At 62.1% G+C, this 21,863-nt stretch carries 18 protein-coding genes and 1 pseudogene; 17 read left to right on the forward strand and 2 right to left on the reverse strand.

The genetic code is table 11. The features are described 5' to 3' along the window. Window positions 1-67: 67 nt before the first annotated feature. Window positions 68-1,021, reverse strand: coding sequence for a sugar-binding transcriptional regulator (locus tag ACU5AY_RS03260; protein ID WP_446823358.1), 954 nt, complete (start codon window positions 1,019-1,021; stop codon window positions 68-70). Between the two features lie 226 nt (window positions 1,022-1,247). Between ACU5AY_RS03260 and ACU5AY_RS03265 the strand changes: the two genes are divergently transcribed. Continuing rightward, window positions 1,248-1,886 carry a TerC family protein gene (locus ACU5AY_RS03265; RefSeq protein ID WP_446827986.1) on the forward strand — a complete coding sequence of 213 codons (639 nt, stop codon included), beginning with the start codon at window positions 1,248-1,250 and terminating at the stop codon, window positions 1,884-1,886. A 236-nt stretch (window positions 1,887-2,122) separates the two neighbouring features. Beyond that, the gene (locus ACU5AY_RS03270; RefSeq protein WP_446827987.1) at window positions 2,123-2,617 is read left to right on the forward strand and encodes a hypothetical protein; all 495 of its coding nucleotides are present in this window, start codon (window positions 2,123-2,125) and stop codon (window positions 2,615-2,617) included. A 4-nt stretch (window positions 2,618-2,621) separates the two neighbouring features. On the opposite strand, the gene ACU5AY_RS03275 is transcribed toward ACU5AY_RS03270, so the two are convergent. Further along, window positions 2,622-3,593 (reverse strand): LysR family transcriptional regulator, encoded by a 972-nt coding sequence (locus tag ACU5AY_RS03275; protein WP_446827988.1) that lies wholly within the window; start codon window positions 3,591-3,593, stop codon window positions 2,622-2,624. A 177-nt stretch (window positions 3,594-3,770) separates the two neighbouring features. Here ACU5AY_RS03275 and chvE point away from each other — a divergent pair, with 177 nt between their 5' ends. The 15 genes and pseudogenes from chvE to ACU5AY_RS03350 all read left to right on the forward strand — a co-directional run bounded on the left by chvE (window position 3,771) and on the right by ACU5AY_RS03350 (window position 21,813). Beyond that, the gene (gene chvE, locus ACU5AY_RS03280; RefSeq protein ID WP_446827989.1) at window positions 3,771-4,841 is read left to right on the forward strand and encodes a multiple monosaccharide ABC transporter substrate-binding protein; all 1,071 of its coding nucleotides are present in this window, start codon (window positions 3,771-3,773) and stop codon (window positions 4,839-4,841) included. Window positions 4,842-5,031: 190 nt separating this feature from the next. Further along, window positions 5,032-6,513, forward strand: a pseudogene (gene mmsA / locus ACU5AY_RS03285) (multiple monosaccharide ABC transporter ATP-binding protein); the annotation flags it as partial. A 1-nt stretch (window position 6,514) separates the two neighbouring features. After that, on the forward strand, window positions 6,515-7,720 hold the full coding sequence (gene mmsB / locus ACU5AY_RS03290; RefSeq protein ID WP_446823364.1) for a multiple monosaccharide ABC transporter permease: 1,206 nt from the start codon (window positions 6,515-6,517) through the stop codon (window positions 7,718-7,720). A 16-nt stretch (window positions 7,721-7,736) separates the two neighbouring features. Then, window positions 7,737-8,702 (forward strand): AraD1 family protein, encoded by a 966-nt coding sequence (araD1, locus tag ACU5AY_RS03295; RefSeq protein ID WP_446827990.1) that lies wholly within the window; start codon window positions 7,737-7,739, stop codon window positions 8,700-8,702. Between the two features lie 11 nt (window positions 8,703-8,713). After that, window positions 8,714-10,459, forward strand: a complete 1,746-nt coding sequence (gene araD / locus ACU5AY_RS03300; RefSeq protein ID WP_446827991.1) for an L-arabinonate dehydratase — start codon at window positions 8,714-8,716, stop codon at window positions 10,457-10,459. A gap of 16 nt (window positions 10,460-10,475) precedes the next feature. Next, window positions 10,476-11,402: a Gfo/Idh/MocA family protein gene (locus tag ACU5AY_RS03305; protein WP_446827992.1), complete on the forward strand. Its 927-nt coding sequence runs from the start codon at window positions 10,476-10,478 to the stop codon at window positions 11,400-11,402. A 191-nt stretch (window positions 11,403-11,593) separates the two neighbouring features. Then, complete coding sequence (locus ACU5AY_RS03310) at window positions 11,594-14,062, forward strand: PAS domain S-box protein (RefSeq protein WP_446827993.1); 2,469 nt, start codon at window positions 11,594-11,596, stop codon at window positions 14,060-14,062. Then, window positions 14,043-14,474 carry a response regulator gene (locus ACU5AY_RS03315; RefSeq protein WP_446827994.1) on the forward strand — a complete coding sequence of 144 codons (432 nt, stop codon included), beginning with the start codon at window positions 14,043-14,045 and terminating at the stop codon, window positions 14,472-14,474. Before ACU5AY_RS03310 ends, ACU5AY_RS03315 begins: the two co-directional genes overlap by 20 nt. Continuing rightward, on the forward strand, window positions 14,475-16,064 hold the full coding sequence (locus ACU5AY_RS03320; protein WP_446827995.1) for a response regulator: 1,590 nt from the start codon (window positions 14,475-14,477) through the stop codon (window positions 16,062-16,064). Window positions 16,065-16,158: 94 nt separating this feature from the next. Beyond that, the gene (locus ACU5AY_RS03325; protein WP_446827996.1) at window positions 16,159-16,929 is read left to right on the forward strand and encodes an SDR family NAD(P)-dependent oxidoreductase; all 771 of its coding nucleotides are present in this window, start codon (window positions 16,159-16,161) and stop codon (window positions 16,927-16,929) included. Window positions 16,930-16,935: 6 nt separating this feature from the next. Further along, a complete protein-coding gene (locus ACU5AY_RS03330; RefSeq protein ID WP_446827997.1) occupies window positions 16,936-17,850 on the forward strand; it encodes a 2-dehydro-3-deoxygalactonokinase in 915 nt (304 codons plus the stop codon). Continuing rightward, window positions 17,847-18,455 carry a 2-dehydro-3-deoxy-6-phosphogalactonate aldolase gene (locus tag ACU5AY_RS03335; protein WP_446827998.1) on the forward strand — a complete coding sequence of 203 codons (609 nt, stop codon included), beginning with the start codon at window positions 17,847-17,849 and terminating at the stop codon, window positions 18,453-18,455. Before ACU5AY_RS03330 ends, ACU5AY_RS03335 begins: the two co-directional genes overlap by 4 nt. Further along, complete coding sequence (locus ACU5AY_RS03340) at window positions 18,452-19,315, forward strand: SMP-30/gluconolactonase/LRE family protein (RefSeq protein WP_446827999.1); 864 nt, start codon at window positions 18,452-18,454, stop codon at window positions 19,313-19,315. Before ACU5AY_RS03335 ends, ACU5AY_RS03340 begins: the two co-directional genes overlap by 4 nt. Window positions 19,316-19,558: 243 nt before the next feature. After that, on the forward strand, window positions 19,559-20,632 hold the full coding sequence (locus ACU5AY_RS03345) for an ABC transporter ATP-binding protein (protein ID WP_446826025.1): 1,074 nt from the start codon (window positions 19,559-19,561) through the stop codon (window positions 20,630-20,632). A gap of 86 nt (window positions 20,633-20,718) precedes the next feature. Beyond that, window positions 20,719-21,813 (forward strand): extracellular solute-binding protein, encoded by a 1,095-nt coding sequence (locus tag ACU5AY_RS03350; RefSeq protein WP_446823375.1) that lies wholly within the window; start codon window positions 20,719-20,721, stop codon window positions 21,811-21,813. Window positions 21,814-21,863 lie beyond the last annotated feature (50 nt).

The following is a 21,863-nucleotide window of genomic DNA, read 5'->3' on the forward strand; positions in this document are numbered from 1 at the left end:
CGACATTCTATGCTGCGTCGCCGAAAGGAACGGTTATCCTGATGAAATCACACTGAAAATTTTTTGCTCACTCTTTGAGCAAAAAATCAGCCGTCTCTTCGTCGGTGATGACGCCGTTGATCTGGCGGCCGAGCAGGGCGGCGCGAATCGCGGCGTTCTTGCGCTTGCCCTTGGCGACGCCGATGACAGTCGCGGTCTCTCTCGACGGGATCGGAAGACTGGCAACGCGATCGTTGATCGGGTGGTCGAGAAGCCGCCCGTCCTGATCGAAGATCCAACCGCAGATTTCGCCGGCGGCACCGGCCTCCTCGAGTTCCCGGATCTCCTCGCGCTTCAGGAAGCCGTCGACGCAGAGCGGAGCCTCGGGGCCCATCTCGCCGATTCCGAGGAAACAGACGTCGGCCTTGGCGCCGAGCGCCATGGTGGTCTGGATCAGCGCCTGATCGTGCAGCAGGTCGCGCTCTTCGCGGGAGTTGACGTGAACGGGCAGGGGCATGGGGAAATGTCGACCCTTGATCGCGTCGGCCATCGAGAAGATGACATTGTAATAGGCCGCCGAACCGTCCGGACCGACATTGCCGGTGATGGAGACGATGCGATGGTCGGGGCATTCCATCGGCGGCAGCTGGTCGACGGCCGCCTTCAGGGTGCGGCCGGTGCCGACGGCCATGATCACCGGGGTCTCGCGCCGCAGCCAGCGTTCGATTTCTGCGGCCGCCGCCTCGGCGATACCGGTGATGGTGGAGGCGGAGCCCGGGTCGCTCGGCACGATCTCGCAATGGTTCAGGTCGAACTTCTTCTTCAGCGCAGCCGCGCGCTCAAGACAGTCGGCGATCGGATGGTCGAGCCGCATCTTGACGAGCCGCTCGGAGACGGCGAGGGAAACGAGACGCTGGGCGGATTGCCGGGAAATGCCCATGATGGAGGCAATCTCGTCCTGGGTGCGGCCCGCGACGTAATAGAGCCAGCCCGCCCTTGCGGCATCGTCCAGCCGCCCCGATGCGCCCGTCCTTCTGGCCATGATGTCTCCTCGATGGATATCTGCTGCTTCGCGGCAATGTCTTGCAAATGGCGGCAAACGTCCAGCCCGGTTTTCCCCTGCATGACGCGTTCGGCGTCGAAGGGCGAGGAAAACGCAATAAGTTTCAGGGGCGTCTACATTTTCCTTGATCTTGCCACGGTGGCCAATTAGCGATTTGCACTCGGCCACCATTTCAATCCCGCGCGGCCAGCCAACCGGTCTTCTCATGGATCTCTCATTTACACATCTCTTCGATGCCGCTGCCTTCGGAACCTTTCTGCAGGTGGTGATGATCGACCTCGTGCTGGCGGGCGACAATGCCGTTGTCGTCGGCATGGCGGCGGCGGGTCTCGAGAAGAGGGACCGCCGCAAGGCGATCGCGATCGGTATCCTGATTGCCACCGCGCTTCGTATCATCTTCGCGGTGGCGGCCACCTGGCTGCTCGCCATCATCGGCCTGTTGCTCGCCGGCGGCATCCTGCTTTTGTGGGTATGCTGGAAGATGTGGCGCGAGCTGCGTCTGGGCGCAGGCGAAGAGGAGCATGGTGACGGCCTGCTGTCCGGCGAAATTTCGCCGCGCCGCAAGACTTTCGCCCAGGCGACATGGCAGATCGTCGTCGCCGACGTCTCGATGTCGCTCGACAACGTGCTGGCCGTCGCCGGTGCGGCGCACGAGCATCCGACCGTCCTCGTCTTCGGCCTCGCGCTCTCCGTCGTCCTCATGGGGATCGCGGCTTCGCTGATCGCGGCCGTGCTCAACCGTCACCGCTGGATTGCCTATATCGGCCTCGCCATCATCCTGTTTGTTGCTGTCGAGATGATCTATCGCGGCGTCATCGACGTGGCGCAGGCCATGCCCATGTGACGACAGTGCGCCGTGTGACGGGCCTTTGGGCGGGCCAGCGGCGTTCCAGATCAGCACGATCGCCCGGCCGATCAGTTCAGGCCGGAGCCCGAATTCCATACAATTTTACGGAATTTCTTTGCGTTCTGTTCGTCGGGATAATTGGCAATTGTCATTTTATGAATTCGAAATGTCTAAAGTAGAATATACTTGAAGATGCTTACGTTTTGATATCACAATCAAAAGGAGGTGCAGTCATGCGTAACATCCTCAGAGCAACACGACTTGCCATTCCGGTCGCGGTGTTTGCCGCATTGGCATCATCCACCGCTTCTGCCGCCGATCTCGGCGTCAGCGTTTCGCTGGGTCGTTCGACGTCAGCCAATGTCGGTGCGTCTATCGGCGGCGGTTCCGGCGTCAGTGCGAATGCCGATGCGAATGTCGGCGGCAGCAGCGCCAATGTCGACGCCTCCGTTGGCGGCGGCAACGGGATCAACGCAAAGGCCGCTGTCCAGAGCGGCGGTCTTGGCCTTGATGCCGATGTCGGTATCGGTGGCGGATCGGGCGGAAATTCCGGCTCCGGCGCCGGTTCCTCCTCGGGCAACCAGGGCTATCGCGTGCTGATTTCGGACATGTCTTCCGGTCAGGCCGCCGTCTATCGCAAGCGGTGCGTTGGCATTCTTGCGCAGCCCGCAGCCTACGACACGGACCTTGTCGGCCTCTGTCGCGCGCTGAAGTCCTTCAAGCGCTAGTCTGTCAGATGAGGCCTGGCATGTTCGGGTCCGAGACAGCCATGGACGAGGCGGCCTTCAACTGCTCCTGGAGGAGGGAGCGGAGCCGGCTCGCCAGCGGCGACAGGCGCCGTGTCTTCAAAGAGATAAGGTGATAGGGCGAGACGTGGATGTGAGGGAGCTTCAGCGTCGTCAAGCCTGATGTCGCGTGGTCGTTGCAGATCAGCTCACTCACTTCGCTCGCCATCGGCGCAATGGCGTTTGATGCCTGCATCACCGCGATCATGACCAGCAGTGACATCGTGTTGGTGACATTCGTCGGCGGCTGCGCACCAGCTGAGATGAAGGCTTCTTCCACCGCCTTGCGGATCGGCGTTCCGGCGCTCTGCATCACCCACTCAAAGCTCCCCAGCCGATCGTAGGTCAGGTGCTTCTCGAATTCGAGCGGATGCCCACGCCGGACGACGAATTCGATGCGCTCGGCGCGGGCAGGCACGATGTTGAAGTCGCGTATGTCCGAGGTTGGCGGCACGCGGCCGAGAATCAGGTCGAAGGTCCCTGACGTCAGGTCGCGGATCAACTGGTCGCTCGATGCCACCTCGACATGGATTTCGGCCTTTGGCGACAATTGCCGCAGCTTCTTGATGGCCGGCACGACATAGCCGACGGCGCCGCCCGTGACCGCGCCGACCCTGACCGTGCCGCCCACGCCGCGGCGGAAATCCTCCACCTCGGCCGAGGTTTCGCCGAGTTCCGTCAGCACGTTGTGGGCGCGGCGCGCCAGCAGTCTGCCGGCGTCGGTCGGGGTCATGCCTTTCGGATGGCGCTCGAACAGCGTCATGCCGACGATCTTCTCGATTTCCGACAGCATGCGCGAGGCGGCAGGCTGTGTCATGGCCAGCAATCTGGCCGCGTGGCTGATCTGGCCGGACTGGGCGACGGCCGCCACCAACTGCAGGTGGACGAGTTTCAGGCGAAGGGTGGCTTTGGTGAACATGAAATTTCAATATACCAATTCTGGCATGTTGTAAGCGGAAATAATTATTTGCTCGGTATGACGAGAGGCAATAGGGTCGCGGCCGGATCGCTGGGATCCTGATATAGAGCTCCGCGGACATGCTTGGCCCGTTCCATGGGTCGACTGGTCTGCGGTTGTTGTCTGGGAGGACATCAAATGAAAAAAATCGCAACTCTCGTTGCGTCGATTGCGCTCGGCGTGTCGATGTTTGCCGTTCCGTCGTTTGCGGGCGAGAAGGGCCTCGTCGGCATCGCAATGCCGACCAAGTCTTCGACCCGCTGGATTTCGGACGGCGAAAGCATGGTCAAGAGCTTCCAGGAGCTCGGCTATGACACCGACCTGCAGTTCGGCGAAGACGATATCCCGAACCAGCTCGCCCAGATCGAGAACATGGTCACCAAGGGCGCCAAGGTGCTCGTCATCGGCGCCATCGACGGCACGACGCTGTCCGACATTCTCGCTCAGGCACATGATCAGGGCGTCAAGGTCTTCGCTTACGACCGTCTGATCCGCAACTCGCCGAACGTCGACTATTATGCGACCTTCGACAACTTCAAGGTCGGCGTTCTGCAGGCCGAATCGCTCGTCAAGGGCCTGAAGGAACGCTTCCCGGACACCAAGCCGTGGAACGTGGAACTGTTCGGCGGCTCGCCGGACGACAACAACGCCTTCTTCTTCTATGACGGCGCGATGAGCGTTCTGCAGCCGATGATCGACTCGGGCGACATCGTCGTTCCGTCGGGCCAGATGGGCATGGACGTCGTCGGTACGCTGCGTTGGGACGGTGCGGTCGCACAGGCTCGCATGGACAACCTGCTGTCGGCCAACTACACCGACAAGAAGGTTCACGCCGTCCTGTCGCCTTACGACGGTCTGTCGCGCGGCATCATCTCCTCGCTCAAGGGCATTGGCTATGATCCGGCCGGCAAGGACTTCCCGATCGTTTCCGGTCAGGACGCCGAGCTTGCTTCCGTCAAGGGCATGATCGCCGGCGAGCAGTACTCGACTGTCTTCAAGGACACCCGCGAGCTGGCTTCGACGACTGCAAAGATGGTTGACGCCGTCATGCAGGGCAAGGAGCCGGAAGTGAACGACACGAAGACCTACGACAACGGTGCCAAGGTCGTTCCGTCGAACCTGCTGACGCCTTATGTCGTCTACAAGGACGACATCAGCAAGATCCTGGTCGGTTCCGGCTACTACACGCAGGACCAGATCGACAACTAAGTCGATTTTCGCATGGAGGGTCCGGTGTTGCCGGGCCCTCTTTCCATGACGTCGTTTGAAATGGCCTGCCTGCGCTTGACGCATGCATGGCCGGCCCGGTTCGCGAAGGACCGGCCGGACAGAAGGCTCCGGGGTTAGATACATGCAGCCCATCCTAGAAATGCGCAACATCACCAAGACGTTTCCCGGCGTGAAAGCGCTGACGGACGTCAACCTGACGGTGATGCCTGCCGAAATTCATGCCGTCGTCGGTGAAAACGGCGCGGGTAAATCGACGCTGATGAAGGTGCTCAGCGGCGTCTATCCGCACGGCGAGTACACCGGCGAGATCCGCTTCGAAGGCAAGCCGGTGGCGTTTTCCGGCATTCCCGACAGCGAAGACCTCGGCATCATCATCATTCACCAGGAACTGGCGCTGGTGCCGCTCCTGTCGATTGCCGAAAACCTGTTCCTCGGTCACGAGACCGCCAGGTTCGGCGTCATCAACTGGCTCGAAGCCTTCAAGCGGACCAAGGAACTTCTCAAGAAGGTCGGCCTCAACGAGAACCCCGATACGCTGATAACCAATATCGGCACCGGCAAGCAGCAGCTTGTCGAGATCGCCAAGGCGCTCAACAAGAAGGTCAAGCTTCTGATCCTCGACGAACCGACGTCGAGCCTCAACGAGCGCGATTCCGACGCGCTGCTGGCGCTCCTGACCGAGTTCAAGTCGCAGGGCATTTCCTCGATCCTGATCACCCACAAGCTCAACGAGGTGACCAAGGTCGCTGACCGTATCACGGTCATCCGCGACGGATCGACCGTCGACATGATGGACTGTTCGGACGGCACGGTCGACGAGGACCGCATCATCAAGGCGATGGTCGGCCGTGAACTGACCGACCGCTATCCGCAGCGTCACGCCACGATCGGCGAACCGCTGCTCGAGGTGAAGAACTGGACGGTCTTCCATCCGCAGCACGCGGAGCGGAAGGTCATCAAGGGCGTCGATCTCAACGTGCGCGCCGGCGAAGTGGTCGGTATCGCAGGCCTGATGGGGGCAGGGCGGACCGAATTCGCCATGTCGCTGTTCGGCCGCTCCTGGGGGCAGAAGATCTCGGGCGAGGTGTCGATCCACGGCAAGCCCGCCGATGTGTCCAGCATCCCGCGCGCCATGAAGGCCGGGCTCGCCTATGTGACCGAGGACCGCAAGACCTACGGGCTGGTGCTCATCGACCACATCAAGCACAACGTCACGCTGGCCAATCTGAAGGACGTCGCCAACCGCGGCGTCATCGACGACATGCGCGAGCTTCAGGTCGCCAACAGCTATCGTCGCGACCTGGCGATCCGCTCCTCGGGCGTCTACCAGAAGACAGTCAACCTGTCGGGCGGCAACCAGCAGAAGGTGGTGCTGTCGAAGTGGCTTTTCTCGGGCCCGGACGTGCTGATCCTGGACGAGCCGACCCGCGGTATCGACGTCGGTGCGAAATACGAAATCTATGGCATCATCAACAAGCTGGCCGAAGCCGGCAAGGCGGTGATCGTCATCTCGTCCGAAATGCCGGAACTGCTCGGCATGTCGGACCGGATCTATGTGATGAACGAAGGCCGCTTCGTCGGCGAAATGCCCGCTGCAGAAGCCTCGCAGGAGGCGATCATGCGCGCGATTATGAAATCATGGGAGAATTGAAATGACCGAGGCTGCCGAGACAACCCGGGAAAAGGTGGACCTTGCCCACTACATCAAGGCGAATATCCGCGACTACGCGCTGCTGATTTCGCTTCTGGTCATCATGGTGTTCTTCCAGTTCAACACCAACGGCACACTGTTCATGCCGGTGAACATGACGAACATCATCCTGCAGAACAGCTATATCGTCATCATGGCGCTTGGCATGCTGCTGGTCATCGTCGCCGGACATATCGACCTTTCGGTCGGCTCCGTGTCGGGCTTCATCGGCGCGCTTGCCGCCGTTCTGATCGTGCAATGGAAGGTCGACGTGTTCGTCGCGGGTGCCATCTGTATCGCCGTCGGCGGCATGATCGGCGCCAGCCAGGGATACCTGACCGCCTATTTCCGCATCCCGGCCTTCATCGTGACTCTGGCGGGCATGCTGATCTACAAGGGCCTGGCGCTGGCCGTGCTCGGCGGCGCGTCCGTCGGTCCGTTCCCGAAGGAATTCCAGCTGCTGTCTTCGGGCTATGTGCCGGACATCTTCTCGCTCACGCTGTTCGGCCAGCCCTTCAACACGCTGGCTCTGCTGCTCGGCGCGATCGTAACGGCAGTTATTATCTGGTCGAACATGAAGGAGCGCAGCGCGCAGATGGCTCACGGCGTTGCCGAGGAGCCACGTGGCATCTTCATCGCCCGCAACATCCTGATCGCTGTCGGCTTCCTGGGCTTCACCTTCCTGATGGCGCGCTACAAGGGTCTCCCGAACGTGCTGATCGTGATGTTCGCGCTGATCGCTCTCTTCACCTTCATCACCACGCGCACCACCTTCGGCCGCCGCATCTACGCGATGGGCGGCAACGAAAAGGCGGCGAAGCTTTCGGGCATCAACACCGAACGCCTGACGCTTCTGACGTTCACGATCATGGGTGCGCTCGCCGCACTCGCCGGCCTGATCTTCGCGGCACGCCTGAACGTGGCGACCCCGAAGGCCGGTCTCGGCTTCGAACTGGACGTGATCGCGGCCTGCTTCATCGGCGGCGCGGCGACCACCGGCGGCGTCGGCAAGGTCGTGGGTGCCGTCATCGGTGCCTTCATCATGGGCGTCATGAACAACGGCATGTCGATCATGGGCATCGGCATCGACTGGCAGCAGGTCATCAAGGGTGCCGTGCTGCTGCTCGCCGTGGTCTTCGACGTCTACAATAAGAACAAAGCTAGCTAGGGTTAGGAACCGAACCATGCATCTGTCGCAACTGAAATCCGGCGGCGTTGTCTGCCGCCGGGGCGAGGATTCTCATATCGTGAACGGGGCCAAGAGCGTCTATCATCTTGCCCAGGCCGCCATCGCTTCCGGCAAGACCCTTGCCGGTCTGGTCGACCAGTATGGGCTCGGCGACAGTGTCGACCTGATGCAGCTGGCCGATCAGGGCGCACTCGACTGCCCGGTCCGTCATCCGGATCCGGCGCACATGTTCCTGACCGGCACCGGCCTGACCCATACGGGGTCCGCGTCTGCCCGCGACGCCATGCATGCCGATACGGCCGGTATGAGCGACTCGATGAAGATGTTCCGCATGGGCATCGAGGGCGGCAAGCCGAAGGCGGGTGAGGAAGGCGTTCAGCCGGAGTGGTTCTACAAGGGCACCGGCGTCAACGCCGTCGGCCCGGGCGAGCCGCTTGTCTCGCCGTCGTTTGCGCTCGACGGCGGCGAAGAGCCGGAAATCGCCGGCTTCTACGTCATCGGCGAGGACGGCACGCCGTTCCGCCTCGGCTTCACGATCTCGAACGAGTTTTCGGATCACGTGACCGAGCGGATCAACTATCTGTTCCTCGCGCACTCCAAGCTGCGTCCGGCCTCCTTCGGTCCGGAACTGCTCGTCGGTCCGCTTCCGGACGATATCCGCGGCTTCTCGCGCATCCGCCGCAACGGCGAGATCATCTGGGAAAAGCCGTTCCTGTCCGGCGAGGCGAACATGTCCCACACGATCGCCAACCTGGAGCATCATCACTTCAAGTACGGCCTGTTCCGCCAGCCGGGCGATCTGCATGTGCACATGTTCGGCACGGCGACGCTGTCCTTTGCCGACGGCATCCGGACGGAAGCCGGCGACGTCTTCGAAATCGGCGCTCCCGATTTCGGCCTGACCCTGAAAAACCCGCTTGCCGGCAGCGACAAGCTGTCGACAGCCGTCACTGCTCTTTGAGGAGAACGACAATGGCTGCTTTCAAACCTGCCCAATGGCCCCGCAAGCTTCGATCCCAGGAATGGTTCGGCGGTTCGGGCCGCGACCAGATCTATCACCGCGGCTGGATGAAGAACCAGGGCCTGCCGCACCATCTGTTCGACGGACGTCCGGTCATCGGTATCCTGAACACGTGGTCTGAACTGACCCCCTGCAACGCGCATCTTCGCGATCTCGCCGAGCGGGTGAAGCACGGCGTTTACGAAGCCGGCGGCTTCCCGGTCGAAGTGCCGGTGTTCTCGGCCTCCGAGAGCGCCTTCCGCCCGACGGCGATGATGTTCCGCAACCTTGCCGCACTCGCGGTCGAGGAGGCGATCCGCGGGCAACCGATGGACGGCGTCGTGCTGCTGGTCGGCTGCGACAAGACCACCCCGTCGCTGCTGATGGGGGCTGCGAGCTGCGACCTGCCGGCGATCATGGTGTCCGGCGGTCCGATGCTGAACGGCTATTTCCGTGGCGAGCGCGTCGGCTCCGGCACGCATCTGTGGAAATTCTCCGAAGCCGTGAAGGCGGGCGAGATGACCGCTGCGGAATTCGCCGAGGCCGAAGCCTCTATGTCGCGTTCTCCGGGTTCGTGCAACACGATGGGCACCGCTTCGACGATGGCCTCGATGATGGAATCGCTCGGCATGGCGCTCTCCGGCAATGCAGCGATCCCGGCCGTCGACAGCCGCCGCCGCGTCATGGCCTTCATGACCGGCCGCCGCATCGTGCAGATGGTCAAGGACGACCTGAAGCCGTCCGACATCCTGAAGAAGGAAAACTTCGAGAACGCCATCCGCACCAACGGTGCGATTGGCGGCTCCACCAATGCGGTGATCCACCTGCTGGCGATCGCCGGCCGGGTCGGCATCGACCTGACGCTGGACGACTGGGACCGCTGCGGCAAGGACGTCTCGACGATCGTCAACCTGATGCCGTCCGGCAAGTACCTCATGGAAGAGTTCTTCTATGCGGGCGGCCTGCCGGTGGTCATCAAGCGCCTCGGTGAGGCCGGCCTCCTGCACAAGGATGCGCTGACCGTTTCCGGCGGTGCGATCTGGGACGAGGTCAAGGACGTCGTCAACTACAATGAAGACGTCATCCTGCCGGCCGACAAGCCGCTGACCGCTCACGGCGGCATCGCCGTCCTGCGTGGCAATCTCGCTCCCAACGGTGCGGTGCTGAAGCCGTCTGCCGCTTCGCCGCATCTCCTGAAGCACCGCGGCCGCGCCGTGGTCTTCGAAGACATCGACGACTACAAGCGCAAGATCAACGACGAAGCGCTCGACATCGACGAGACCTGCGTGATGGTGCTGAAGAACTGTGGCCCGAAGGGTTATCCGGGCATGGCCGAGGTCGGCAACATGGGTCTGCCGCCGAAGGTTCTGAAGAAGGGCATCACCGACATGGTCCGCATTTCGGATGCGCGCATGTCCGGCACCGCCTACGGTACCGTCGTCCTGCACACCTCGCCGGAAGCCGCCGCCGGCGGTCCGCTGGCCGTCGTTCGTGACGGCGACATGATCGAGCTCGACGTCGAAGGCCGCCGCCTGCACCTCGATATCTCCGAGGAAGAACTGGCAGCCCGTCTCGCCGACTGGCGTCCGACCGCCGACATGCCGGCCTCGGGCTATGCCTGGCTGCACCATAACCACGTGCAGGGTGCCGATACCGGGGCCGACCTCGACTTCCTCAAGGGATGCCGCGGCGCGCCGGTCGGCAAGGACTCGCACTAAGGGAAGACGCAAGACAATGAGCAAGACACCGATTGCGGTCGTCGGCATCGGCAAGATCGCCCGCGACCAGCATCTGCCCTCGATCTCCCGCTCGCCATCCTTCGAGATGGCGGCGGCAGTCAGCCGAAATGCGAGCGTCGACGGCGTGCCGAATTACGCCTCGCTGGAAGCGTACCTGCCGGAGAGCGGTGGCATCCCGGCGATCGCCTTCTGCACGCCGCCGAGCGGCCGCTACGACATGGCGTCGGCGGCGATCGCGGCCGGCAAGCACGTGCTGATCGAGAAGCCGCCGGGCGCCACGCTCGGCGAGGTCGAGGCGCTGGCGGCACAGGCTGCCGCCAAGGGCGTCGTCCTGTTTGCCACCTGGCATTCCCGCTACGCAGCTGCCGTCGCGCCGGCCAAGGCATGGCTTAAGGGCAAGACCATCAGGCGGGCGGAAATCATCTGGAAGGAAGATGTCCGCCGCTGGCATCCGGGCCAGGCCTGGATCTGGGAGCCGGGCGGTTTCGGCGTCTTCGATCCGGGCATCAATGCACTGTCGATCCTGACCGAGATCATGCCGGACGAGGTCTATGTCACCGACGCGTCGCTCGACGTGCCGGAGAACTGCCAGACGCCGATTGCCGCCACCGTCAGCATGCGCGGCGAGGCCGGTTATCCGATCAACATGGAACTCGACTGGCTGCAGACCGGGCCGCAGACCTGGGACATCACCGTCGAGACGGAAAGCGGCACGCTGAAGCTTTCGATGGGCGGCAGCGTGATGTCGGTCGACGGCAAGCCGGTCTCGGAAGCGCCGGACACCGAATATGACGCAATCTATCGTCGGTTCGCGGAGTTGATCGCGCGTGGCGAAAGCGATGTGGACGTCCGTCCGCAGCGCCTCGTCGGCGACTGCTTCTTCCTCGGCAAGCGCAACCTCGTCGAGGCGTTTCACGATTGAGGACGACACTGCCCGGTTGCCAACGGGCAGTGCCGGAATAGGATAAAGATATCTGGACGCGAATCGTGTGGCGGGATTCGCGTCTTTTCGACTTGAGACGGTGGGGCGTTTCCAAAGAAGACATGCCCGCTCCTGACGAAAGGGTGTTGATGTATCGGAGGCAGCTAGCCCGGCCCTCTGCGGTTCTCGCCATGATCACGATCCTGCTCGGCGCGGTCGTCATGGCCGGCTGGCTGATGCAGGACGCGGGGCTGGTGACGGTCTATCCCGGACTGCCCTCGATGGGCTTCAACACGGCGCTCTGTTTCATTCTTTTCGGTTTTGCGCTGGTGATGGCCACATTTGAGGCCAACAGGTCGCGCAGCGTCGTGCTTGTCCCGGCGGTGCTGGTGGTGGTGATATCGGGCCTTCGCTTGTCCGAGTTGGTGACCGGCCTGCCAAGCGGGTGGGGACAGCTGCTGGTCTCCCTGTTCGTCCCGCGTGCGTTCATCGATCTGATCGGCGGTGGGATGGGGCCGAATACCTCGCTGTCCTTCCTCATAGGAGGCTGCGCGCTGATCTTCGACGGAATGCCGGTCAGCAACCGTTACCGCCATGTCGTGCTGGAATTTTCCGGCCTCGCCATGCTGGCGCTGGGCTTCGTTTCTTTGTCCGGGTATGTGGCGGCGCTGGAAGCCGCCTACAGCTGGACCCCGCTTGCCGGCATGGCGCTCCATACCTCCCTCGGAATGGTCATTGCCGGCGCCAGCATCGTGCTGCGCGACCAGAGAATGGGCCTGTTCGAATCTGATCGGGTGCCGTTGTGGGTGCCCGGGTTCCTCTGCATCTTCGCGCTGCTTTTCGACCTTTACACGCCGCTCGGCGTCGCCGCCGGCATTCTCTACGTTCCGCTGGTCGCCTGCGCGTTCTGGTTCAGCGACCGCGCCGCGCCGTTCTTCTTCGCGGTCGTGTGCACGTTGCTGATCGGCATCGGCTACTTCGCGTCAGTTGACGAGGGCGTGGCGTTCTGGAAGGTGATGACCAATCGCGCTCTGTCGGTCGGCACGATCTGGATTGTCGCGTTCCTCGTCTACTGGTTCCGGCAAACCTCCCTGAAGCTCATCGAGGAACAGGTGCGCTTCGGCGCGCTGGTGCGCTCGACGCCCGATGGCGTCATCAGCATTGACGAGCGCGGCACCGTCCGCAGTTTCAATCCGGCGGCGGAGGCGATGTTCGGCTTCAAGGCGAGCCATGTGATCGGGCGCAACATCAAGATGCTGATGCCGGAGCCCTACCACAGCGAGCACGACGGCTATCTCAGCCGCCACCGGAGGACCGGCGAGCGGCGGATCATCGGCACGAACCGGGAAGTCTCTGGCTTGCGCAGCGACGGCAGTTCCTTCCCGCTCGACCTGTCGGTCAGCGCGGTGGAAACGGGCGCGGAGAAGACCTTCGTCGGCATCGTGCGCGACATCACCGAGCGCAGGCGGCAGGAAAACGAACTGCGCACCGCGCTCGCCAATCTGAATGAACGCGAGCAGCGTCTGAGCGCGGTTCTGCGCACGGCTGTCGACGGCATCATCGCGATCGACGAGAACTATATCGTCCGCCATTTCAATCCGGCCGCGGAGCGCATCTTCGGATACCAATCCGAGGAAGTGCTCGGCAGGAACGTCAACCTGCTGATGCCGGAGCCCTATCATTCCGCCCATGACGGCTACGTTTCCGCCTACATGCATACGGGCGAGAAGAAGATCATCGGGGTCGGCCGCGAGGTGCAGGGCAAGCGCAAGGATGGCAGCGTCTTTCCGCTCGATCTCGCGGTCAGCGAAGTGCCGGTCGGCGACGGGCACCGGGCGTTCGTCGGCATGGTGCGCGACATATCCGACCGCAAGCACCAGGAACAGCAGCTGAAGAGCACGCTCGGCCAGCTCGAAGTCTATGCCGCCGATCTCGAGCGCTCCAACCAGGAGCTCGACGACTTCGCCTACATCGCTTCTCACGACCTGAAGGAGCCGTTGCGGGGCCTGCACAATCATTCGCGCTTCCTGCAGGAGGATTACGAGGAACTTCTCGACGAGGACGGCAAGCGGCGCATCAAACGGTTGATTTTCCTGTCCCAGCGGATGGAGCGGCTGGTCAACGATCTTCTCTACTTCTCGCGGATCGGCCGGCAGGAGCTTGCTGTGCAGCCCACCGACATGGGCGCGCTGGTGCAGGATGTCGTGACAACACTGGAGGATTTCCTGCAGGAGCGCGGCGTCACGGTCGAGATTTCCGCCGATCTTCCCGTCTACACCTGCGATTCCGTGCGCGTCGCCGAGGCTTTCCGCAACCTGATCACCAATGCGGCCAAATACAACGACAAGCAGGACAAGCGGGTGGAAGTCGGTTTCCTGCCGCGCTACAACGATGCTTCGGGCCGAAGTGCGAAGGCGGTCTTCTACGTCCGCGACAACGGCAAGGGTATCGCGCGGGAGTTTTTCTCCGATGTCTTCCGTATATTCAAGCGGCTCGAAAAGCGTGACGATGGCGACGAGGGTACGGGCTCCGGTCTGACCTTCGTCAAGAAGATCGTCGGTCGCCACCATGGCGACATCTGGCTGACCTCGGAAGTCGGGGTCGGTACGACATTCTATTTTACACTAGGGAGTGATGCGCATGAACAAGCCGCAGCATGACGTTCAGCCGATCCTGATGGTCGAGGACAGCGAAGACGACTTCGAGGCGACCATGCGCGCCTTCCGCAGGGCCAACCTCCGCAACCCCATCATGCGGGCGGCGTCCGGCGACGAGGCGATCGATCTCCTGGACAAGGCGAAGCAGAAGCCGGGACTCATCCTGCTCGATCTCAACATGCCGGGCATGGATGGCCGGCAGTTGCTCACGCACTTGAAGCAGCGCGAGGACACCCGCAAGACGCCGGTGGTGATCCTGACCACGTCCGATGACGAGCGGGATGTGGATGCCTGTTACCAGCTCGGCGCCAACACATACATCCAGAAGCCTGTAAACCTCGACGGACTATTTGCCGCCGTCCAGCGGCTGAAGGAGTACTGGTTCGAGATCGCGATCCTGCCGAGGGAGGACTAGGTGCCCGAGAAAAGCACGATCCTCATCGTCGATGACAGCTACGACGACCGGGACATGTACAAGCGCTTCATCAGCAGGGGCATCGGCTCCGGTGCGGTGATACTAGAGGCGGGCAATGGCGAAGAGGCGCTGCGGCTGCAAGCCGAGAAGAAGCCGACCTGCATCCTGCTCGATTACTCCCTGCCGGGCCGTAACGGTCTGGTGGTGCTGCAGGATATCCTGAAGGCCGACCCGCATGCGGCGGTCATCATGCTGACGGGACAGGGCAATGAGGCCGTCGCCGTCGAAGTCATGAAGGCGGGCGCGAAGGACTATCTCATCAAGGATGCGGTTACGGCGGATTCGCTGCAGCGCTGCATTTCCAGTGCGATCGACCGGGCACGGCTCGAAAGCCTTGTCGAGCAGAAGCGTCAGTCGCTGGAGATCTTCACCCGCGCCATGGCGCACGACCTGAAGGAGCCGGTACGCGTCATCCGCTCGTTTGCGGGCATCGTCGCCGAGTCCCCCGACCTGCCGGAGCAGGAGCGCGACATGATGAACTTCATCATCAAGGCCGGCGAGAATATGGAGAACCTGATCCAGAGCGTGTCGCGCTACACCCAGCTCGACGCCTATGAGCACCGGGACATGAAGATGGTCTCGGTGCAGGAAGTTATCGTGCGCGCCGAGGCGAGCCTCAGCCAGCAGATCCAGTCCTCCAATGCGGTTGTCGAAACCGGCGAGCTATCCCGCGTCTACGGCGACCAGACGTTGCTGGTCCAACTGCTGCAGAACCTCATCCAGAATGCGATCCGCTACAGCGACAAGCCCGAGCCGCATATCCGCATCTGGACGGAGGCGACGGAGACGCACAATCTCATTCACGTCAGCGACAACGGACCGGGCATTGCCCCCGAATTTCACGCACGGATTTTCGAGCCGTTCAAGCGTCTGGTCGGGCGCGATGTCGAAGGCAGCGGCCTGGGCCTCGCCTTCTGCAAGCGGATTGCCGAAATCCACGACGGTACCATCAGTTGCACCTCTGCTCCGGGGCAGGGAACCACCTTTACCATCGCCCTGCCGAATCCAGACCCGGCGGTGCTCGCCGGAGCCCCCCTGATGCGAAGGCCGCTGGCGTCTCTTCCAGCCGCCGGCTCGGATCCGGATGTCCTGCGTCTCGCCAACGTCCTTCTGGTCGAGGACAACCCGGTCGACGTGACGCTGACCAAGATCAAGCTGATGAAGCGCGAGCAGGTGCATTTCAACCTGCATGTCGCGTCCAACGGTCGGGAGGCGATCACGCTTCTTGAAAAGCTGCTGACCGAGCACGAGGTGCCGCCCATGGATCTGGTCTTGCTCGACATCAACATGCCGATCATGGACGGATTCCAGGTGCTGGAAGTGCTGGGCAGCAATGAAAGACTGAGGCCCATTCCGGTTTGCATGCTCAGCACATCGAGCGACGAGCGCGATATGATGCGGGCCAAGGAGCGTGGCGCGCAGGGCTACATGATCAAGCCTGCGACGATATCGCAGCTGCAGCAGGCGGTTCGCAACATTTCCACCCTCAAACTGGTGACACGAGACAACGGCATCCATCTTTGCGCGTGAGCGCGATCCGACCGGCCGGTTCATTCTGTCGGCCGGCAATAACAACAAAACGCATGGACCCGAAGGCCATGGCTGAGAACAGGGAGTGAATCCGGTGACGGAGTTTGCGACATTTCACGATCTGAAGGGCAAGAGCGTCTTCATCACCGGCGGCGGTTCCGGCATTGGCGCGGCGCTGACGGAGGGGTTTCTTGAGCAGGGGGCGAAGGTCGCCTTCGTCCAGCGGTCCGACGCTTCGCGCTTTGTCGCGGAGATGAAAGAGAAATACGGTGCCGCGCCGCTTTTCATCCCCTGCGACATCACCGATATCGATGCGCTGAGGGTGGCGATCGACAAGGCCGTCGACGCTCACGGGCCGGTGCGCGTGCTCGTCAACAATGCGGCGAACGACACGCGGCACGGCTGGGAGGACCTGACGGTCGAGGAATGGGATGCGGCGCTTGCCGTCAATCTGCGGCCGCAGTTCTTCACCATCCAGGCGGTCGCGCCCGGCATGCGGGCGCTCGGCGGCGGCGCCATCATCAACTTTTCCTCGATCACCTACATGATGGGGCATGACGGCATGCCGGGCTACGTCACTGCCAAGGCGGCGATCACCGGCCTGACGCGTACGATGGCGCGCGAACTCGGCCCCGACAATATCCGGGTGAATGCGGTCATGCCGGGATGGGTGCTGACCGATCGGCAGCTCGATCTCTGGGCAACGCCCGAAGGGCTTGCCGCATTTCTGGAAAAACAATGCCTGAAAGAGCATCTCGGTCCGCGCGACATTGTGGACACGACGCTTTTTTTGGCTTCTGAAGCGAGCCGCATGATGACCGGACAGGCTCTGGTGGTCGATGGCGGCGTGGTTGTAACGGGTTGAAATGACATGATGAATGTAGACTGGATTGCGGCCGATTGGGGCACGACGAACCTGCGCGTATGGGCGATCGGCAAGAATGGCGCCGTCCTCGACCAGGCGAGTTCGAACAAGGGCATGGGCTCGCTCAAACGCGACGAATTCGAAGGGGCGCTGCTCGAGGTCGTGGGGCCATGGCTCACGGAGGGCAAGCGCCTGCCGGTGATTGCCTGCGGCATGGTCGGTGCCCGTCAGGGCTGGCTGGAGGCTCCCTATGCCAAGGTGCCGTGCCCGCCGCTGCACGCCGACAGCATGGTGGCGGTGCCGGTCAAGGATCCGCGTATCACCGTCAGCATCATTCCCGGCCTCTGCCAGATGCAGCCTGCCGACGTGATGCGCGGCGAGGAAACGCAGATCGCCGGATACCTGTTCGACAAGCCGGACTTCGACGGCGTGCTCTGCCTTCCCGGCACGCATACCAAGTGGGCGCAGATCAGCGCCGGCGAAGTCGTCAGCTTCCGCACCTTCATGTCGGGCGAACTGTTCTCGCTGATTTCGACGCAATCGGTGCTTCGCCATTCCATTCCCGCCGATGGCTGGCATGAGGACGCCTTTGCCGCAGCCGTCGACGATGCTATGTCGAAGCCGGAAGCGGTCGCCTCGCGTCTCTTTTCACTCAGGGCGGAATCGCTTCTGACCGAGGCCGACCCGGCGGCCGCCCGTGCGCGGCTTTCCGGCCTTCTGATCGGCATGGAACTCGCCGCTTCCAAGCCCTACTGGCTGGGCCAGAACATCGCCATCATCGGCGCCCGCGCTCTCTCCGACCTCTATGCCAGGGCGCTGTCCGCGCAGGGCTGCCGGCCGGTGATCACGGACAATGACACGCTTACTCTCGGCGGGCTGAAGGCGGCCCGCGCTCAAATGGAAAAGGACAAGGCACAATGAGCCGCAAACTGATCGCTATTCTGAGAGGCATACGCCCCGAAGAAGCGAAGGATGTCGCAGCCGCGCTGATCGAGGCCGGCATCGACCGTATCGAAGTACCGCTCAACTCTCCGGAGCCATTCGAAAGCATCCGGATCATGACGGACGCTTTCGCCGACAAGGCGCTGATCGGCGCCGGCACCGTTCTGACGGTGAAGGATGTCGAAGGCGTTGCGGCCGCCGGCGGCAAGCTCGTCGTTTCGCCAAATTGCAACACCGACGTCATCCGCGCGACCAAGGCCGCCGGCCTGCAGTCCTTCCCGGGTGTTCTGACCCCGACCGAGTGCTTCGCCGCGCTTGAGGCCGGTGCTGACGGTCTGAAGATCTTTCCGTCCGTCATGCTCGGGACCGAGGGATTGAAGGCCATCCGTGCCGTGCTTCCGAAGGAGACGGAAGTCTACATCGTCGGTGGCGCGGGACCGGACAATTTCGCGGACTGGTTTGCCGCAGGCGCGGACGGCTTCGGTATCGGAACCGCGCTCTACAAGCCAGGCCGTTCGGTCGAGGATGTCGCTTCGGTGGCGAGGAAGATGGTCGAAGCCTATGATGCAGGGAGCAGCAAATGAGTGCCAGCGTATACGACAACCGCAGTTGCTTCCTCGGCGAAGGACCGCTCTGGCATCCGGAACGCGGCCAGCTCTTCTGGTTCGACATCATCAATTGTACGCTGATGACGGTCGAAAATGGCGAGCAGAAGCAGTGGACCTTTGACGAGAAGGTTTCGGCGGCTGGCTGGGTCGACAGGGATACGCTGTTGATCGCCAGCGAAACGTCGCTTTCCCGCTTCGATCTCACATCCGGGGAGCGTCAGAAACTTTGCGACCTCGAGGCAGACAATCCCGTCACCCGGTCGAATGACGGGCGGGCCGACCCGTGGGGTGGCTTCTGGATCGGCACCATGGGCAAGAGTGCGGAAGCCGGTGCCGGCTCGATCTACCGCTACTACAAGGGCGAGTTGCGCCGCCTCGTCCCGAACGTCACCATCACCAATGCGATCTGCTTTTCGCCGGACCGCCGGTTTGCCTATTATGCCGACACCGATCGACAGATCGTCTGGAAACGGGCGCTTGCCGATTCGGACGGCTGGCCCGTCGGTGAGGCGGAGGTATTCCTCGATTTGAGCGGGGAGGGCCTCTATCCCGATGGCGCGGTCGTCGATTCGCAAGGCAATTTCTGGAGCGCGCAGTGGGGTGCATCGCGGGTTGCCTGCTACGCACCCGACGGCACCTTCCTGCGGGCGATCGATGTCCCGGCCGCCCACACCAGTTGCCCGGCCTTCGGAGGGCCTGATTTCAACCGGATGTTTGTAACGACTGCTCAGCAGGGGCTTTCATCCGAAGAACTCGCGGCGCAGCCATCGGCCGGCATGGTGCATGCGGCGGAGTGTGATGTGACCGGACAGGCGGAACATCGCGTCCTTCTCTGAGGCACAAGGTCTCTCGCGAACAGGCGCTCGACAGTCGCTCACGGCAAACTTTGTCGCAAATTCGACATAAACTGCCGTGAGCGGCGTTTTTCTCCACTTGTGGGAATAAATTTTTATCCTCTTTGACAGTGGCTGTTGCGTCGCCGCAAAGAGTCGTGCTTGTATGCCATCAACTAAGGACAGGATGAACCTGCCAGGGGAAAACAGTAGCTAGACGGGGTAGTTGTGCCAGCCACCGATCTTATGGTGCGCTTTGATAGCGTACAAAAGAGCTATGACGGCGAGACGTTAGTCGTCAAGAATCTTAACTTGGATATTGCTCGTGGCGAATTCCTGACCATGCTCGGACCGTCCGGGTCGGGAAAGACGACAAGCCTCATGATGCTTGCCGGTTTCGAGCCGGCCACGCATGGCGAGATTTATCTCGACGGCAAGCCGATCAACAACGTACCGCCTCACAAGCGCGGCATCGGCATGGTTTTCCAGAACTATGCGCTTTTCCCGCATATGACGGTTGCGGAAAACCTGGCGTTTCCGCTGCAGGTGCGCAAGATGAGCAAGGCCGATACCGAGGCACGCGTCAAGCGCGCCCTCGAAATGGTCGAGTTGCCCAAGTTCGGCTCCCGCCGACCCGCGCAACTGTCCGGCGGTCAGCAGCAGCGCGTCGCCGTGGCACGCGCTCTGGTCTTCGATCCGAAACTGGTGCTGATGGATGAGCCGCTCGGTGCGCTCGACAAGCAGCTGCGTGAGCAGATGCAGTATGAAATCAAGCACATACATGAGAGCCTCGGCGTGACGATCGTCTACGTGACGCACGACCAGACCGAGGCGCTGACCATGTCGGACCGCGTCGCGGTGTTCAACGACGGCGTCATCCAGCAGCTGTCCGCCCCTGATATGCTCTACGAAGAGCCGCAGAACTCCTTCGTCGCCCAGTTCATCGGCGAGAACAACAAGCTCACCGGCGATGTCATCGAAGTGAACGGCGGCGAATGCAGGGTCCGCCTGCCTGACGGCACCGAACTCGTGGCCGACAAGGTCAACGTGAAGGGCATCGGCGACAAGACCACCATCTCGCTCCGTCCGGAGCGCGTCGAGATCGTCCCGACCGACTCCCACCAGAACCAGGTCCAGGGCAAGATCGAAGAGCTCATCTATCTGGGCGACCACATCCGCATTCGCATGAACGTCTGCGGCAACGACGAATTCGTCGTCAAGGTGCGTAACCGCGGCGAGCGCTGGGACCTCAAGGTCGGGGATTCGCGCATGATCGGCTGGTCGCTGAAGGACTGCAAGGCACTCGACGCCGTTGCATGACAATCTGCAGATGGCAGGGCCGCCATCTGCAAGCTATCGCCGGTGAATCCGGCAAAACCTCAAAGAAGGGGAGAATAACAATGAAAATGCTCAAGACTATTCTGACAACCACGGCCGTCGTCGCTCTGGCGTCGTCCGCAATGGCGACGGACCTGACGGTCGTATCCTGGGGGGGCGCCTATCAGGCTTCTCAGAAGAATGCCTATGCTGATCCTTATCATGCAGAGCATCCGGACGTTAACTTCATCTGGGACGAGTCTTCTGCTGAAGCCGTCGCCAAGCTGCGCGCGATGAAGGAAGCCAACAACCTGACCTGGGATCTCGTCGACGTCGACGCGGCCGACTCCTTCCGTCTCTGCGACGAAGGTCTTGCCATGGAAGTCGATCCGGACAAGCTGCTCGCTCCGGCTCCGGACGGCACGCCGGCTTCCGAAGATTTCGGCGCCCAGCTGGTGAACTCCTGCTACATCCCGCAGATCGTCTATTCGACCACGTTCGGCTATCGTTCCGACGTTGCCGAATGGGGTGGCAAGGAGCCGTCCAGCATCTGCGACGTCTTCGACCTGAAGACCTTCCCCGGCAAGCGCGCGCTGGAAAAGCGCCCGATCAACAACGTCGAATGGGCACTGCTCTGCGACGGCGTGCCGAAGGATCAGCTCTATGACGTTCTCGCCACCGACGAAGGCGTCGAGCGCGCTCTGAAGAAGCTCGACACCATCAAGGACCAGACTGTCTGGTGGTCGGCTGCTGCCGAAACGCCCCAGCTGCTGGCCGACAAGGAAGTCGTGATCGGTTCGACCTACAACGGCCGTCTGTTCTCGGCGATTGCCGAACAGAAGCAGCCGATCAAGATGCTCTGGGACGCCCAGGTGTTCTCGTTCGACGGCTGGATCATCCCGGCCGGCCTGCCTGAAGACCGCCTGAAGGCTGTCGAGGACTTCGTGAAGTTCGCGACCGACACGCAGCGCCTTGCCGACCAGTCGAAGTACATCTCGTACGGCCCGGCTCGCGCTTCGTCCGCTCCGCTCGTCGGCAAGCACGCCACGCTCGGCATCGACATGGCTCCGCACATGCCGACCGATCCGGCAAACTCGAAGAACGTCATCTACTATAACTTCGAGTTCTGGGCCGACCATCGCGACGACATCGACGCGAAGTTCCAGGCTTGGCTCGCCAAGTAATCCGACGATGGGGGACGGGGCTTATGCTCCGTCCCTTTTCCTGAATTTCT

Source organism: Rhizobium sp. PAMB 3174 (assembly GCF_052908375.1).

Bases quoted from the DNA above. Each gene is read 5' to 3' on its own strand.
- ACU5AY_RS03340 (WP_446827999.1), top strand. From the start codon at position 18,452: ATGAGTGCCAGCGTATACGACAACCGCAGTTGCTTCCTCGGCGAAGGA.
- ACU5AY_RS03260 (WP_446823358.1), bottom strand. From the start codon at position 1,021: ATGGCCAGAAGGACGGGCGCATCGGGGCGGCTGGACGATGCCGCAAGG.
- ACU5AY_RS03315 (WP_446827994.1), top strand. From the start codon at position 14,043: ATGAACAAGCCGCAGCATGACGTTCAGCCGATCCTGATGGTCGAGGAC.
- araD1 (WP_446827990.1), top strand. From the start codon at position 7,737: ATGCATCTGTCGCAACTGAAATCCGGCGGCGTTGTCTGCCGCCGGGGC.
- chvE (WP_446827989.1), top strand. From the start codon at position 3,771: ATGAAAAAAATCGCAACTCTCGTTGCGTCGATTGCGCTCGGCGTGTCG.
- ACU5AY_RS03275 (WP_446827988.1), bottom strand. From the start codon at position 3,593: ATGTTCACCAAAGCCACCCTTCGCCTGAAACTCGTCCACCTGCAGTTG.
- ACU5AY_RS03335 (WP_446827998.1), top strand. From the start codon at position 17,847: ATGAGCCGCAAACTGATCGCTATTCTGAGAGGCATACGCCCCGAAGAA.
- ACU5AY_RS03270 (WP_446827987.1), top strand. From the start codon at position 2,123: ATGCGTAACATCCTCAGAGCAACACGACTTGCCATTCCGGTCGCGGTG.
- ACU5AY_RS03350 (WP_446823375.1), top strand. From the start codon at position 20,719: ATGCTCAAGACTATTCTGACAACCACGGCCGTCGTCGCTCTGGCGTCG.
- ACU5AY_RS03265 (WP_446827986.1), top strand. From the start codon at position 1,248: ATGGATCTCTCATTTACACATCTCTTCGATGCCGCTGCCTTCGGAACC.
- ACU5AY_RS03345 (WP_446826025.1), top strand. From the start codon at position 19,559: ATGGTGCGCTTTGATAGCGTACAAAAGAGCTATGACGGCGAGACGTTA.
- araD (WP_446827991.1), top strand. From the start codon at position 8,714: ATGGCTGCTTTCAAACCTGCCCAATGGCCCCGCAAGCTTCGATCCCAG.
- ACU5AY_RS03330 (WP_446827997.1), top strand. From the start codon at position 16,936: ATGATGAATGTAGACTGGATTGCGGCCGATTGGGGCACGACGAACCTG.
- mmsB (WP_446823364.1), top strand. From the start codon at position 6,515: ATGACCGAGGCTGCCGAGACAACCCGGGAAAAGGTGGACCTTGCCCAC.
- ACU5AY_RS03305 (WP_446827992.1), top strand. From the start codon at position 10,476: ATGAGCAAGACACCGATTGCGGTCGTCGGCATCGGCAAGATCGCCCGC.
- ACU5AY_RS03310 (WP_446827993.1), top strand. From the start codon at position 11,594: ATGATCACGATCCTGCTCGGCGCGGTCGTCATGGCCGGCTGGCTGATG.